A 15,394-nucleotide genomic window follows, 5' to 3' on the forward strand; every position below is an offset into this window, starting at 1 on the left:
TAGGGAGCGACGGCGACGCAACCTTCATGGCGTCGCCGCATCTCTCAGCTGAGATCATGTAACTCTTTTTTCAATGCAGGCCCGACACTGAACTCACTGAAGCTCAAGCGCAGTCCCTCTCGCTCAGGTGTGCAGCACATGGGGCCTACCAGGTAGTGTTCTGCAACCGGAAACGCCGCGAGCCGCACTAGCGGCCAAACGATATTATCCTCAGAAATCTGAACCCGAACAGAGCCATGGGCTACCGTGATGCGGAGCCAAAACTCATTACCACGTGTCAATGCCGAGCTAACAGCCCAATCTGATAGGCCATTGGTCAACACGCTGCTGCTCACGACTGCTTCGTCGTTCACCTCCACGCCCGTTTTGATCCAGCGCTGGTCATCAATGAGTACCATCAACCCAGCCTGGTCATATAGCTCTTTGAAATCGCCTTTTACACGGATCTGCGCTGTGAAGTCGCCGATAATCTTAGCTCCAAAGAAATGGCCGCTATGACGACAAAACCCATAATAGGTACCTCGCCAAAAATCGGTATTTTCATCCGTCGTGACGGACAACTCACTTCCATCGGTTGACCAGATCTTGGGCTCGTTAAGCCACTGGCACGAATCAAACATTGCCTGCCCCTCCAATGCTGAGGCGCAAGCCTCCAAAGTAATTTGCTTCCGATAGAAGCACGCCTGACTAGGTAAATGGTAAGGCCTTTACACAATCCAAGACTCGACGGTAACTGGATGACGATGGAGGAGCCTTTTACAGCAATAGAATTGACCGAGCCCGTGTAAAAAAGGGCTCAGTCTTATTCAACCTCAGATCTACGCAATCAAGCGCATTCTCGAATGCCATATGTCCTAGCCATTGCCTCAGCAACCTGATCAATATTTTGAGGATTCAATCCAGACATACAGATCCGACCACTACCGATAAGGTAAACACGGCTCTCGACCTTCAGGCGCATCACCTGATCGGCGTTGAAGCCGGTATAGCTAAACATACCCTGCTGAGTCAGAAAAAAACTGAAATCTCGATCAGGTAAAGCAGTACTCAATCTCGCCACTAACGCTTTGCGCATTTCGACGATGCGCAGACGCATAGTCTCCACTTCCGCAATCCAGGACGCTTTGAGTTCCGGGTGAGCCAAGACTGCTGAGACGATCTGCGCCCCATGTCGAGGTGGGCTTGAATAGTTTTGTCGAATCGTTGCCTTAAGCTGTCCAAGAACCTTGTCAGCTGTAGGCTCATCCTGGCACACCACTGAAAGCCCCCCTACTCGCTCGCCATATAGGGAAAAGATTTTCGAGAAAGAGTTGCTGACCAAGCAACTGACACCTGCTTGAGCCATTGATCTAATGGCATACGCATCCTCGTCCATACCAACGCCAAACCCTTGGTAGGCAATATCCAGAAAAGGAATTAACTCTCTTGCTTTTACGATCGACGTCACCAAATCCCATTGATCAGGGGTCAGGTCAGCACCCGTTGGGTTGTGACAGCAAGGATGAAGCACGAGAATACTTTGCGCTGGAAGACGTTCCAGAGCTTGAACCATCGCTGCGAAATCTACCGTCCCTGAAGCAGCGTCAAAGTAGGGATAGGTATTCACCCTAAAGCCAGCGCCAGCAAATACTGAATGATGGTTTTGCCAGGTCGGATCACTGACCCAAACTTGTGAATTGGGGTAATAACGATTGAGGAAATCAGCGCCAATCTTGAGAGCGCCGGAGCCCCCAATCGTTTGTACAGTTGCAACCCTATTCGATTTGACCGCGGGATGTCCCATACCAAACAGCAAGTCTTGCACACCCTCACGGTATTCGGCGAGACCTTCCATAGGCAGGTACAGAGATGCATGCTGCCCAGTCTCGAAAAGACTCATCTCTGCTTCACGCGCAGCAGATGGTAAAGGTATTTCACCCTGATTATCGTAATACAGGCCAATACTCAGATTGACCTTGTCTGCCCGCGGATCTTTTTCAAAGGCTTCGATCAAGGACAAAATAGGGTCACCGGTATAAGCTTGAACATGGTTAAACATACTCGCAACTCCCAGAATATTCCGGTTTAACGCAGGCCGGGCCTGCCGCTCTGATTGACTCGCTGACATCAAACTTCTTGAAGTTCTCGATGAACAGGCCGGCCAGTGCTATGGCGGCTTCGTCGTAGGATGGCTTATCAGCCCAGGTGTTGCGTGGGTTCAGCAGGCCAGTCTCAACGCCCGGTACGGCCACTGGCACGTCGAGGTTGATGGTGTCCAGGTGCTCGGTCTCAGTACCGATCAGCGCGCCGCTCTGGATCGCTGCGATCACCGCGCGGGTGGTCGGGATGCTGAAGCGTTTGCCGACGCCGTAGCCACCACCAGTCCAGCCGGTGTTGACCAGATAGACCTTGGAGCCGAAACCATGGATGCGCTTGATCAGCAGCTCAGCGTATTCGCCAGCCGGACGCGGGAAGAACGGTGCGCCGAAGCAGGTGGAGAAGGTCGACTTGATGCCGCTGCCCGAACCCATTTCGGTCGAGCCCACCAGCGCGGTGTAGCCAGACAGGAAGTGGTAGGCCGCTTGTTCTTCGTTGAGGATCGACACGGGCGGCAGCACGCCGGTCAGGTCGCAGGTCAGGAAGATGACAGCGTTCGGCTCGCCACCGAGGTTCTTCTCGGAGCGCTTGGCAACGTGCTCCAGCGGGTAGGCGGCACGGCTGTTCTGGGTCAGGCTGACATCGGGGTAGTCGGCGTGCTTGGCGTCATCGATAACGACGTTTTCCAACACCGCGCCGTGCTTGATGGCTTTCCAGATCACCGGCTCGTTCTTCTCGGACAGGTCGATGCACTTGGCATAGCAACCGCCTTCGATGTTGAAGACCACGCCTTCGCCCCAGCCGTGTTCGTCGTCACCGATCAGGTAACGGCTTTCGTCAGCCGACAGGGTGGTCTTGCCGGTACCGGACAGACCGAAGAACAGGGTCACGTCGCCCTCTTCGCCGATGTTGGCGGCGCAGTGCATTGGCAATACGTCGGCAGCCGGCAGCAGGAAGTTCTGCACGGAGAACATGGCTTTCTTCATTTCACCGGCGTAACGCATGCCGGCGATCAGCACTTTCTTCTGTGCGAAGTTGATGATCACGCAGCCGTCGGAGTTGGTGCCGTCACGCTCTGGCACGCACTCGAAGTTGGCAACGTTGAGCACTTGCCACTCATCACGGCCAGCCGGGTTGTACTGGGCCGGGTTGATGAACAGGCAACGACCGAACAGGTTCTGCCACGCAGTCTGGGTGGTCATCTTCACGGCCAAGTAGTGCTCGGAAGCCGCACCCACATGCACGTGGGAAACGAAATGCTCTTGCGCGTTGTTGAATGCCTCAACGCGAGCCCACAGGGCGTCGAACTTGTCGGCCGGGAACTTGCGGTTGATCGGGCCCCAGGCGATGGCGCCCGTGGTGCTCGGCTCATCAACGATGAAACGATCGACTGGCGAACGGCCGGTACGGTGACCGGTACGAACAACCAGTGCGCCGGTATCGGACAACTCGCCCTCTTTGCGAAGAATCGCTTCATTTATCAAACGTTCGACACTGAGGTCGGTATACGTAGCAGGCGAAAAATTTGTCAAAACAGTCTCCAACCCGGGCTTCGATCACGCACGAAACTCAGGAACAAATCAAAATTCTTTGATGCCCTCAGTCCATGCTTTGACTGCCCATACCTTGCGCTGAGATAGGCTATGGAATCAGCGCAAAACCCTAGGAGGCTGAGGAGCAATGACTCGGGCTGAGATCGTCAGATAAGGTATCGATAGAAACACATCGACCACCTCTGGCTTTAAAACCATGACGAAAAAGCGGCGCAAGCGCCGACTTTTCCTTCGTCATAAAGGTTTTGTTCTTGAGTCCCGTGATAGGAACAAGAAACTCTTATCCGTCACTCAAATGAAGAACATCGCCTTTTTTGTATTCGATTACATTTACAATCAAAAACTAGAAGACGGTGGTCAGAAGCTGCTTACTGACGGCTTCCTCAATACTCAATGCCGCCAACCAGGATGTCTTCACATTGTCAGGCAGTGGATTATTGATCAGTCGAATCGACAATTCACCAAACGCTCCCTTGGCATTAACCTCATGCACGTTCTTTCCAACGGTCGGATCAGCGATCAACTCAACCTGTGTGTCGTCGAAACCGACACCAGACAATGCAACAGCAGCCGTCACGTTCGCATTTTTTGGAAAGCGAGTGGATGCCTGGGCAGCGGTACCACGGAAGATCGTCGTTGGCACCTTGATTTGATCAAGTTCGAACTCTTCTTCGGCAGGAGTACCAGCCCACGCTTGCGGTGGTTTTCGACCTACGTACAACACTTCGTCCAGGCCAGCAGCTCGAGCAGAGCGCATGGCATCCAAGCCACCGATCGCACCAGAGACGAGGATCAATCGTGCACCACCTGATTCCGCTGCTTGCTCAAGATCTGCAGCCAACGACTTGTCAGCGAGTGCGCCGATAGAAGCGATTACCACGTCAATGCCTGCACTAAGGAACACGGGGACTGCATGTACGACCGCACCGTGACCTGCACACTCGATAACCAGGTCTGGCTTCCAATCGATCAGTTGCTGGGCTTCAGTGAAAAGCTCCAGCTTATGCTCTTTGACGAAGTCGTCAGTATGAGGGGCATGATCAATTGCAGCGTAGGACGCCAGTGGAAGGTGCTGGGTTTGCAAGGCATTCAGGACGCGTTTACCAATTGCCCCAAGTCCGATGATCCCGACGCGGCTGATTTTGTTAGTGCTCATGCTATGGACTCCCAGAATTGACGAAGCAGTGCGGTGTAATATTTGGTGCGTGTAACCGGTGGAAAATGACCACCACTCAGCTCAACAAGGCTGGAACCAGGAATGAGGCTGGCCAGCTCCTGTGAATGATGAAAAGGAATGATGTAGTCATCTTGAGCGCCAATGACCCACACAGGCAGATTGAGAGACGACAACTCATCGCGACGACTGAAGTTCAGAAGCATCTCCATGCGTGCATAAGTCATCTCGATATCTACCGATGAAGCCTCTTCAAAATCGAGCGGATCATCGATTGCGAAATTGTCGCCATACCATTGCGATGGATAAGCAACCAAGCGAGTGAGCGCGTTGTAAGCCGCGCCACCCAGCTTGGTTAGCAGAAACTGACGATAGGCAAAAAAGTCCTTGAAGCGCTTGTCAGGCATAGCCCAGCCACAACTCAGTACGATGCTTTTTACCCGCTCGGGGTGATCCAGCGCCATGCTTTGTGCGACTAATGATCCGGTCGAGTGTCCCACTATATGAGCCGACTCAACGCCCTTTTCATCTAACAATCTGCGCAAGGCGTCCCTGATGCCCAGAATGTTTGGCGACCCTTCAATTTCGCTTCGACCTACCCCGGGGTGATCGAACGTAATCACCTGGTAGTCATCTTTGAGTTGATCGACAACCGGCTGCCAAAACTCGGCCAGCCCCCCCAATCCTGAGATCAAAACTACAGGGATACCCGACCCCCTCTCCTGGGCGTAGATCTTTTCTGCCATGTCATCAATCTCAGTTTTTGGTGTAGGCAAAAATACCGCTGGACTCGATCTGCTCGATATTTGCTGGCCGCTCAAATGGCTCCGGAGCAGGCTCACCGTGCTGACGAGGGCGACCAACATCACGGAAGAAAGTCTCCAAGCCACTTGGATTCATGAACCATACCCAGTGCAGATCTACTTCGCCGTCATTGCTGAACGTGTGAGAGTTGTGTTCACCCAAGAACAGGGTCACGCCTGGTTCAAGCTTGTACACCTTGCCATCGACAACTGCGGTGCCGGTGCCAGATACGAAGTGCAAGACTTCTTCGTTAGCCGCATGCGCATGCTCACGAACACGACCGCCAGGAGGCAGCATTTGCGTACCCACGGAGAAGTTACGGTTCATCTTGAACAACTGAGGTGAAACCGCCACAGAGACATAGCCGTTTGCAGGCTTCGGCTGCCAGTAGCTGACTTCGGTCTCACGAGTGACGTAGACCAGAGTCCCTTTAGCTTCTGCGGGTTCGTTCGAATCGATTGCTGTATTAGTCACAAAAACCTCCGTCAAGCTTGTTGGGCGAGCCTGTCAATACTTGGTTTTCAAGGCTCGTAATCGTTTACATTTCAAGACAAAAACTACGTACATCCGCTATCAGCCGCCTTACGACAGGGTATACCCCGAATAAACCAGCGATCCATGGAACCTACCAAGCATTGCGATTCCATAACCTCGAGCTCATACGGATAACCACAACATATGAAGGTACTTTATTTGTAATCGTTTACTAGCCAGTTCGCAAGCGTTTTTCACGCCATTGGTCAGAACAACCAGCGCACCTTATCTGCCGAAGACTGTGGATTCGCCTTCGTGTCTCTCGAAAGCCCGTTAGTTATAACGTTTGATTGCAATCAATCCGCTGATCGAGATCAATAAAACCCCACCCAGCGCCCCAAACGAAGGAAATGTCGAGTAAAAAACGAAGCCCAAAAAAACCGAGAAAACGATTTGGATATAGCTGAACGGCGCAAGAAATGAGGGACTCGCAGATTGATATGCAGCAGCCAATAACCAATGGGCAATGGTGCCCGCCAACCCCATAGGAAGCATCCAGGACAAATCATCGAGCGTCGGGGACATCCAAAAAAGTGGAAGAGCTAAGCTTGCGATCAAGAAAGCAAAAATGCCGAGCCATATAGTGGATGTCGCCGGCGAATCAAACCTTGATGTCGCTCGTGTCACCAACTGATAGATGCTCAAGAAGAAAGCTGCAGAGCAAGGCAATAACGCCGCAGGGACGAATAGTTCCCCTCCTGGCCTTACGATCATCAGCACGCCAACCAGGCCCACAGCAACCGCTGCCCATTGAGAAAACACGACCGACTCACGCAATACAAGCCTGCTAATCACAAGCACGAACAGAGGCGATAAAAAATTCAACGCTGTAGCCTCTGCGAGAGGGACGTACTTCAATCCGACAATAAAGCAAACACTCAACGCCACAAGGCACTGAGCTCTTAAAAAATGCAGTCCTCGGTGCCTCGTACTGAATACTGCAGGGCCTGATCGAGCCCATCCCCAAGCGGCCATCAATACCGCCTGCAAAAAATAACGAACCCATATCAACATCACTACAGGGAGCGTGGCGATCAGGTGCCTGGCCATTGCATCATGGATGGCAAGAAAAAGTGCTGCCATGCATACCAGAAGCGCGGCGCTCTGTCGGGACGCTGTAGAATTTGCATCAAGCGCTAAGCAGCCACGCATGACTCAGCGCACCAGGTGTTGAGCAAAAAACCGGAGCGTGTCGCCCTTAGCCAGCAACGCTGCTCTCATCGAATAGCTATTTCGCTCCACACAATTAAAGCCATGGCGTTGCCCCTCATGAATACGAAAAGTAGCATCACCGGTAGCACTGAGAAGAGGCTTAAGCCTATTGACTTCTTCCAACGTGATGAGGTGGTCGTCTCCGGCGAAATGAAAAAGGAAAGGAAAAGCCATCCGCGGAGTTTTGTTTAGCATCCCGCCGATCCCGCTGCCGTAATAACTGACACCGGCACTCAAGTGTTCGTTAGCTGCAAGGGAGTAGGCCAAGGTACCGCCCAAGCAATAGCCCAACACACCGAGCCTACCCTCGACAAACTCACAATTTTTCAGAAATTCGACAGCTCGACCAAGGTCATCGCACGCCTGGTACATATCCAGCGCGTTGTAGTGCTTATAGGCCAGCTCAGTACCTGCATCGTCATATACCAGGTCAATCCCGGGTTGTTGCCGCCAAAAAATATCTGGGGCGAGCACCACAAAACCCTCAGCAGCATAATTATCTGCCATCGCTCGAATATGGGCATTTACTCCCCAGATTTCCTGAATCAGCAGAAGGCCTGGGCCTTTGCCAGAGGGAGGCACACAGAGGTAACCCGAAAAATCGGCCCCCCCGCCCTCCGACATCGAAACCCAACGCCCCATGGCTGACCCTTTTCTTAACGTAAAAAAAACCCGCCGGTGTGAAAGCGGGTGAGAAAGAGCATCGACAAAGAAAAAATACCCGCTGAAATCAGCGGGTCAAAACACGACACAAAAACTCTAACGAAGGATTACAACCTTGCACCAAAGCGGGTGACCAAACCGTGCCTTGAGCTGGCACCTGACTGTAAAAATTACATTCAGAGCCGAAAAATTTGCCGTGAAGCAAATTGCCTTGCCCCTTCCAGCTCTCGGTAAAAACTGGGAGATGTCGCTGACAAACCAAATGTAATCGTTTACGAGTTTTCATGTCAACCATCTGAACTCATTTTTTCAGCCATACATCGCCTCGTAAAATCAAGACCCACACCCTAATGTAATCGTTTACCTTGCCGATTAAGAGATTACTCCCTTATGCGAGGCGCTTTCATGCACTTCTCTCACCTAGCAATAAAAACAAAAATCATCTTGGTCTCCGGTTTCTGCCTCCTTGGCGTGATCATTGGTTTGGTATTTTTTTCTATTGATCACATAAGGCAAACGTCATATTTGGTTGATGAATCAGGAACGCGCTCACTGAAGGATGGCGCCCTTCGATACCTGAACGCCGCAGCAAAACAACAGGCCGATGTCATCCAGGAGCGGTTCGTGAGTGGGAACGTCTTCACTCGAACGGTCGCAAGTCAAATCGTGCTAATGCGCGACCAGGCAATGAAGGATGGCCTTCCTGGCACTTTACTTCGCACTCACCTGTTTCAACTGATGCAAGCACAGGTAGCCGCCACACCGGAAATTCTCGGCATCGCCGTAGCTTTTGATAAAGACAAGCTGGATAACGCTGACCGTGCTGCGATCAACGCGCCAGATCATGCGGGGAACGAAGTCGGCCGATTTGCCGCATTTGCTTCGTCAAAGGAAAACTTCACGATTCCAGAAGCTGACCTTGTCGATGACGGTGATGCGACGAAACTCTGGTTTAACTGCCCGAAAAAGACGCAAAAAACGTGTGTAATTGAACCCTACACCTACCCTCTCAATGGCGTGCCGACGCTGATGTCGAGCATCGCCATGCCGATGATTGATAAAGGGCAGGTTATAGGGGTCATCAGTATTGACCTAACACTAGAGAGCCTTCAGAGCCTGGCAATCCAAGCCAGCTCGAGCCTCTATGAGGGTCAATCCCAAGTGACCTTTGTCAGCGCCTCAGGGATCATTGCAGGAAAAAGCAATGCCGCAGATGCTTTAGGTAAAGCCCTGAAGACAGTCGAACCTGTACGAACAACGACCACAATAGAGCAGGCTCGTAAAGATGGTTCGTCGGTGACAGAAAATACCAGTGTTGGTGAACTGATGATCGCTGTCCCGTTTTCACCTGTACAGGGCGCATCACCCTGGCAAGTCATCATCAGTGTCCCGGAAGCGACTCTAATGGCACCGGCGCAGGAGCTACAGCAAACGCTTCAGCAATTTAATGCTGAAGGCATTGGCAAACAAATCATCATTGGAAGCTCGGTCGCAATAGCAGGTCTCACTCTGATGTGGTTGCTCGCCGCGAGCATCAGCAAACCAATTATTCGAGTTTCTTCCATGCTTGAAAACATCGCAAATGGGGAGGGCGACCTCACGCGTCGCCTTGATTTTGAGCGACGCGACGAAATGGGAGAGTTGGTTGGCTGGTTCAACGCCTTTCTAGACAAGCTTCAGCCCATCATTGCCCAAGTGAGTAAAGCCGCGGGAGAAACTCGTAGTACCGCCACCCAAGCGGCAGCAGTTGCAAATGAAACCAGTACTGGTATGCAGCAACAGCTTCGAGAGGTCGAACAAGTCGCCACCGCGGCTCACGAGATGAGCGCCACTTCGCAAGATGTCGCAAAGAATGCCTCAATGGCTGCCGGGGCCGCGCGCGATGGCGACGGTGCTACTCAGTCATGCAAAGAAATTATTGAAGCCACAACAGGTTCAATCCAATCGCTGGCGAAAAATATGGGAAATGCGATGAAAGAGGTTCATCAACTCTCCGATAACAGCGAGAAAATTGGCAGTGTCCTTGACGTTATTCGCTCCATCGCAGAGCAGACGAATTTACTCGCACTCAATGCTGCGATCGAAGCGGCACGCGCAGGCGAAACCGGTCGTGGCTTCGCGGTAGTGGCTGACGAAGTTCGTCACTTGGCCAAGCGAACACAAGACTCAGTGAGTGAAATTCAGGGTGTCATAGAAAATCTACAGAACGGCACACGAGGCGTGGTCAATGCGATGGAGTCACAGCACCGCCAAGCTGACTCAAGTGCTGAGCATGCGCTAAAGGCAGTGATTGCGCTCGCACGAGTAAGCCAAAGTATTGAAGTGATAAACGATATGACGATACAGATCGCGAGCGCAGCCGAAGAACAAAGTGCTGTCTCCGAGGAGGTCAACCGGAACGTGTCCGCAATCCGAGACGTGACCGAGTTACTTGCAGAGCAGGCACGTGAGTCTGCAAGTGTTAGTCAGACACTAAATGAGCTGGCGAATCAGCAGCAGACGCTAATGCGCAATTTTAAAGTTTGATGTGGTGAGCGCGAGGCGCCGCAAGGTATGACCACCAATGCTTGCGCGCCTCATTCATCTGCTCCGGCATGAATTTTCTTCAACCGAGCTATTCAGCAGCCCGCCATGAGCCCTCTCCTTTGAGCCACGTCTGGAGAACCTACCTCTTAATGGTGGGACTTAGCTTAATTCCGAACAAATAGATCAGCGCCGCGACGAACGCCAAAAGAGCGCTGATGCTGAGGGCCAAGGAAAAGGAATGTGTTTGATCGACCAGGATGCCAGTGATCACAGGCGCCGCGGATCCACCAAGATATCCACCAAAAGTCAGCAAACTGCCCATTGTCGCAACAAAGCGCGTATCGACCATTACACCGACCAAAGCCCAGGTGCCAACGTTTGCGAAATAGATGAAGAACATGGAAGCAGAAATCGCAATTAACGCTCCAGTCGTTGTCGGAGCGAACACAGCACACAGAGTCGCGATGCCAGCGCCGAACAGACCACCGCAAATCGGCAGCTTGCGACTTGCCGAAATTGACCATCCTCGACGTACGAGCCAATCGATAAGCACCCCGCAGCTGAGTTGGCCTAAAGTGCCCAACGCATAAGGAATAGCTGCCAACCATCCTGTCAGTGCGATACTCACGTGACGTTCATTCTGCAAATAGACTGGCAGCCAGGACATGTACAACCAGATCATGTAGATGACTCCAGCGGATCCGAAGATCATCGCCCAGGTATTACGCTGGCGAAAAAGGCTACCCCACTCTCTTAAAGAGATCTTTTCCTTCACGATCACCGGCGCATCGCTTTTTGCTACCGCTTGATCAAAGTCAGCACGGTTCCGATAAAAGACGAGCCAAGCAAGACCTAAAAGAATGCCTATTACACCAAGCACGACGAACATCCAACGCCACCCAAGACTCAGCATCAGGAGAGTCAGCAGCGGCGGCGCCATAGCTGGTGCAATCGTACCCGCGATCAAAAAGAGACTTGTTGGCCCACCACGCTTTTCCGCGGTGAACCATTCACTGACAGCTTTTGCGCTCGCGGGATAATGGGGAGACTCACCTGCTCCGAGCACCGCACGGCCAATGAAAAGATGACTGAAACTGTTTGCCAATCCACAAAACACTTGCGCCGAAGACCAAATGATAAGTCCCCACCCAAGAACCAGGCGCGCCCCCAGTCGGTCAAGAATGATGCCTATCGGTAGCTGGGAAAACGCGTAGACCAGTGAGAACGCTGACATCAATACACCCATGCCAGCAGCACTGATTTGGAGCTCTTCACTGATCATCGGATTCGCGATTGAAAGAGCGCTACGATCGAGATTGTTGATGAGGCCAGCGAAGATCAGCATCGTCATTGTGGTGATCTGCATACCGCGTAGCGATGGTATTTGGCGTGTAGTTACGGCAAGGTCGCTTTGGACATTCATGACTAAAATCCTTTTCAAGCAACACAGACGTACAGATGCCCCGCACGACAGACATTGATCTGCTGCACCTTTGGGGTAAGGACATCAACTGTGTTGAAAAGTCTGGCAGGAAGTATGAGATGGTTGACGCCCGGTCATTGCGACCGGGCACCAGGGGCGAATCAGTTATTTTTACGCCAAGTATCGCTGAGGGTGTACCCAGTCGGAAATGGATCGTTTGGATCAAGAACATACTGGTGGAAGCCGGTAAGGAACGCTTGACCACTGATTGTCGGTCGAATGCCTGGACGGTCGCCGATGGTTAGCGTTTCAACGATTTCACCTACAAATTCAGTGCTCAGAATAGACTCGTGAATAAACTTTTCACCGGGTTTGATTTGTCCTCGTGCATGCATCACAGCCAGGCGTGCGCTAGTGCCCGTACCACAGGGAGAGCGATCAAGACGACCTGGTGAAACAATCACTCCGTTTCGCGAACGTTTACCCATCGGATCATCATGCATCGGCCCTGCGAACAGCGTCTGATTGATGGTGTGGATCTCTGGCTCTTCGGGGTGAACCGCTGGAATCTGCTCTGCGGCAGCCGCCTTGATCGCTTCACCTACACTAACTAGAGTCGCCGCCTCGTCAGGTGTGATATCAAAACCAAGCGATCGCGCATCTGCTAAGACGTAAATCATCCCGCCATATGCCACGTCGACTTTGATAGTTCCTAAATCCGGTACCTCAATGTACTTGTCTAAAGCGAACACAAAGCAAGGCACGTTGGAAAACTTAACACTCAAACATTTACCGTCTTGGCACCGAGCTTCAACACGAACGAGGCCACCAGGTGCTTCCAAGGTCAAGCGGGTGACCGGCTCAACCATTGGAATCATGCCGGTCTCCAGAAGAGCAGTCACTGTACAGATCGTGTTACTGCCCGACATTGGAGGGTAGAATTCTGACTCCATAATGACGAAACCGGCATCAGCTTCCGGATGCGAGGAAGGGAGCACCAAGTTCATGCATTGGGTCACTGATCCGCGCGGCTCTTGGAGCAGGAACTTACGCAAATCATCGCCTTGCTCTTCAAGATATTTCATCTTGTCGAACATGGTTTTACCAGGCACGTTCAGGACACCGCCCGTAACTACGTTATTGTGCTCTCCACCAACGTGAGCACCCACAACATTGATCATTCGATTGAATTTCATAAGTCACTTTCTGAGTTAGTGAGAAGCAATCTAGCTGATGTGCTCAGCAGCACGTCTTCACGCACTGCTGATAAAAAGAATCAGCCGACGGTGTTAGCTAAGAGCGGCGAACGAGCTCCCATCTTGATGAAGGTCGACTTCACTTCAAGAAATTCGTTAAGTCCATCAACGCCATTCTCACGCCCATAACCACTCTGCTTGTAACCACCGAAAGGCAGCTGTGGTGACGTTTCTAGGTAGGTATTCACGAAAACTGTCCCGCTCTGCAGCTTTTGCGAGACCTTTAAGGCCTTATCGATGTCTTTCGTCCAGAGGCCATTACCCAGGCCATACTCGGTATCGTTGGCCAGCTCGACCGCCTCTTCCAGAGTTTTGAAGGTAGTGACGGTCAGCACTGGGCCGAAGATTTCTTCACGGAAAATACGGTGATGACGCTCAACGTCAGTGAAAATAGTTGGGCCGACAAAGTATCCAGCGTCCAAACCGCCATCAGTCAAACGATTACCACCACAAACCAGACTGGCACCTTCCTGCTTACCAATCTCAATGTAGTTCAAAACACTTTCTAGGTGCTGGGCATGGATGAGAGCGCCAATCTGAGTCCGCTCATCCAGTGGCATGCCCACAATAACTTTGTTGGCTCGCTCAACTAGCTTGGCAACGAAATCTTGTGCCACCGACTCTTCAATCAACAGACGGGTGCCAGCAACGCACTCCTCCCCTTGGTTGAGGATCACGCCAAAAAGAACACCGTCCAACGCGGCGTCAAGATCTGCATCAGCGAAGACTACGTTCGCAGCCTTACCGCCCAACTCCAACGCAACACGGGTAAGATCGGAAGCAGCTGTTGCAGCTAGTTGCTTACCTACACGAGTCGAGCCGGTGAAGGAAATCATCGATACGTTCGGATGACGAGTCATACGTTCGCCAACAACAGAACCACGTCCAGTCACAATGTTAATCAGACCTGCTGGGAACCCTGCTTCTGCAGCCAATTTGGCCACTTCCAGAGCGGTACCGGAAGTCAACTCGGACGGCTTGATGACTACTGGGCAACCTGCAGCGAGGGCGTAAGGAAGCTTCTGGAAGAGGCAAACCATAGGGAAGTTCCAAGGCACGATCAGCCCGACCACGCCGCGAGCTTCTCGGGTAACCAAGCCCAGCTTGTCATCACCCAAATGGTTGTAAGCTTCACCTTTGATCTGCCACGCAAGCGACGCAGCAAATCGAGTCAACTCAACCGACCACAAGACCTCTCCCTTCGCATAGGAGATCGGTTTACCAACCTCTTCAGCTTCGATCAACGCCAGACGATCGGCGTCACGCTCAATCAGATCAGCCAATTTGTTTAGCAGTTTTGCGCGCTCAGAACCTGGTACTGACGACCATGCTCCTGACTGATGGAGTTTGAATGCATGCTCAACTGCGACGTCGACATCTTTCTCGTTGCCGCTAGCAAAGCTTGCAATGAGACCGCCATGGGCAGGAGATACGCGTTCGATGAATTCCTGGCCGTCTGGAGCGCAATCAGCGCCATTGATCCAGTGGTTGTATTTTCTGAAAGTCATTAGGTGTTCCTCTGATTTGGGCGCTGTATACGTTTACAAGCTAATCAAAAAAAAATAAAGCAGTTTAGGGTCGAGCGGTAACGCGCTAGCGTTGAACGGCGTTGATACCCAAAGGCTTGAGGGTTCGAGTTTCAATGACCAATGAGGCTTGGATGTCGACCGAAGGCGCCTCGGCGCTTGGCCCCATAACAACCACTTGATTGGGATCAGAAAACTCTGTTGCCCACAAACCGCACACCTGGACACGCTCCTGAGCGATAGCGGTGCTGATTTGCTGAATCACAGCAGCCGCCTTACCAGTTGGACAGCGATAAATGTGCAGGTATCGCACGGGGGCCAAGCTGTCGAGATCTGTCTCGAGCTTGGGCGTTAGAACCTGCAAGAACTGCTCACTAATTTGTGAGGCAGCCTGGGGTAGGAAAGATCCCCGCCACGCGTCGACTTTGATCAACTCTCCCCTCAAACGAGTACGCTCATCCAGCGAGTCGTAGCGCCAGATATGTCGAAAGGTGACTTTGTCCCCTACCCGCTCCTGCCACATCCCCTGCAGCTTGCCGTATTCATCACCGCGGATAGGCAAGCAAAGGTTCTCAAAGAGATCCCAATACTTTTCCCAAGATTGGGCAGTGAATTGATACTCGCGCAGTTCATCAATCATCGACATG

Annotated in this window: 12 protein-coding genes and 2 pseudogenes; 2 read left to right on the plus strand and 12 right to left on the minus strand. The window is 52.1% G+C overall.

Going from position 1 to position 15,394, the window contains the following annotated elements; translation table 11 throughout:
- Window positions 1-44 precede the first annotated feature (44 nt).
- From ACGSLL_RS17195 to ACGSLL_RS17230, 8 genes are all read right to left on the minus strand, one after another.
- Entirely contained in the window at window positions 45-620 is a 576-nt protein-coding gene (locus ACGSLL_RS17195; protein ID WP_394507247.1) for a DUF1349 domain-containing protein, read from the minus strand.
- A gap of 206 nt (window positions 621-826) precedes the next feature.
- Window positions 827-2,038, minus strand: a complete 1,212-nt coding sequence (locus ACGSLL_RS17200; protein WP_394507248.1) for an amino acid aminotransferase — start codon at window positions 2,036-2,038, stop codon at window positions 827-829.
- Window positions 2,031-3,608 (minus strand): phosphoenolpyruvate carboxykinase, encoded by a 1,578-nt coding sequence (locus tag ACGSLL_RS17205; protein ID WP_394507249.1) that lies wholly within the window; start codon window positions 3,606-3,608, stop codon window positions 2,031-2,033. The genes ACGSLL_RS17200 and ACGSLL_RS17205 overlap by 8 nt, the downstream gene beginning before the upstream one ends.
- 364 nt (window positions 3,609-3,972) lie before the next feature.
- Window positions 3,973-4,785, minus strand: a complete 813-nt coding sequence (locus ACGSLL_RS17210; RefSeq protein WP_394507250.1) for an aspartate dehydrogenase — start codon at window positions 4,783-4,785, stop codon at window positions 3,973-3,975.
- Window positions 4,782-5,549: an alpha/beta fold hydrolase gene (locus tag ACGSLL_RS17215; RefSeq protein WP_394507251.1), complete on the minus strand. Its 768-nt coding sequence runs from the start codon at window positions 5,547-5,549 to the stop codon at window positions 4,782-4,784. Before ACGSLL_RS17215 ends, ACGSLL_RS17210 begins: the two co-directional genes overlap by 4 nt.
- 10 nt (window positions 5,550-5,559) lie before the next feature.
- Entirely contained in the window at window positions 5,560-6,081 is a 522-nt protein-coding gene (locus ACGSLL_RS17220; protein ID WP_103395227.1) for a cupin domain-containing protein, read from the minus strand.
- 333 nt (window positions 6,082-6,414) lie between these two features.
- The gene (locus ACGSLL_RS17225; RefSeq protein ID WP_394507252.1) at window positions 6,415-7,293 is read right to left on the minus strand and encodes a DMT family transporter; all 879 of its coding nucleotides are present in this window, start codon (window positions 7,291-7,293) and stop codon (window positions 6,415-6,417) included.
- A gap of 3 nt (window positions 7,294-7,296) precedes the next feature.
- Window positions 7,297-7,995 carry a dienelactone hydrolase family protein gene (locus ACGSLL_RS17230; protein ID WP_394507253.1) on the minus strand — a complete coding sequence of 233 codons (699 nt, stop codon included), beginning with the start codon at window positions 7,993-7,995 and terminating at the stop codon, window positions 7,297-7,299.
- Window positions 7,996-8,754: 759 nt separating this feature from the next.
- Here ACGSLL_RS17230 and ACGSLL_RS17235 point away from each other — a divergent pair.
- Both ACGSLL_RS17235 and ACGSLL_RS17240 read left to right on the plus strand, forming a co-directional pair.
- Window positions 8,755-9,636: pseudogene (locus ACGSLL_RS17235) on the plus strand (PDC sensor domain-containing protein); the annotation flags it as partial.
- 366 nt (window positions 9,637-10,002) lie between these two features.
- Window positions 10,003-10,542: pseudogene (locus ACGSLL_RS17240) on the plus strand (methyl-accepting chemotaxis protein); the annotation flags it as partial.
- Between the two features lie 139 nt (window positions 10,543-10,681).
- Here ACGSLL_RS17240 and ACGSLL_RS17245 read toward each other — a convergent pair.
- The 4 genes from ACGSLL_RS17245 to ACGSLL_RS17260 form a co-directional block, all read right to left on the minus strand.
- Window positions 10,682-11,965: an MFS transporter gene (locus tag ACGSLL_RS17245; protein ID WP_394507254.1), complete on the minus strand. Its 1,284-nt coding sequence runs from the start codon at window positions 11,963-11,965 to the stop codon at window positions 10,682-10,684.
- 161 nt (window positions 11,966-12,126) lie between these two features.
- Complete coding sequence (locus ACGSLL_RS17250) at window positions 12,127-13,161, minus strand: proline racemase family protein (RefSeq protein WP_394507255.1); 1,035 nt, start codon at window positions 13,159-13,161, stop codon at window positions 12,127-12,129.
- A gap of 80 nt (window positions 13,162-13,241) precedes the next feature.
- Window positions 13,242-14,729, minus strand: a complete 1,488-nt coding sequence (locus ACGSLL_RS17255; protein ID WP_394507256.1) for an aldehyde dehydrogenase family protein — start codon at window positions 14,727-14,729, stop codon at window positions 13,242-13,244.
- A gap of 85 nt (window positions 14,730-14,814) precedes the next feature.
- Window positions 14,815-15,387: an NIPSNAP family protein gene (locus tag ACGSLL_RS17260; protein WP_394507257.1), complete on the minus strand. Its 573-nt coding sequence runs from the start codon at window positions 15,385-15,387 to the stop codon at window positions 14,815-14,817.
- Between the last annotated feature and the right edge of the window lie 7 nt (window positions 15,388-15,394).

It is taken from the genome of Pseudomonas retamae (genome assembly GCF_043496865.1).
Lineage (GTDB): Bacteria > Pseudomonadota > Gammaproteobacteria > Pseudomonadales > Pseudomonadaceae > Aquipseudomonas > Aquipseudomonas retamae.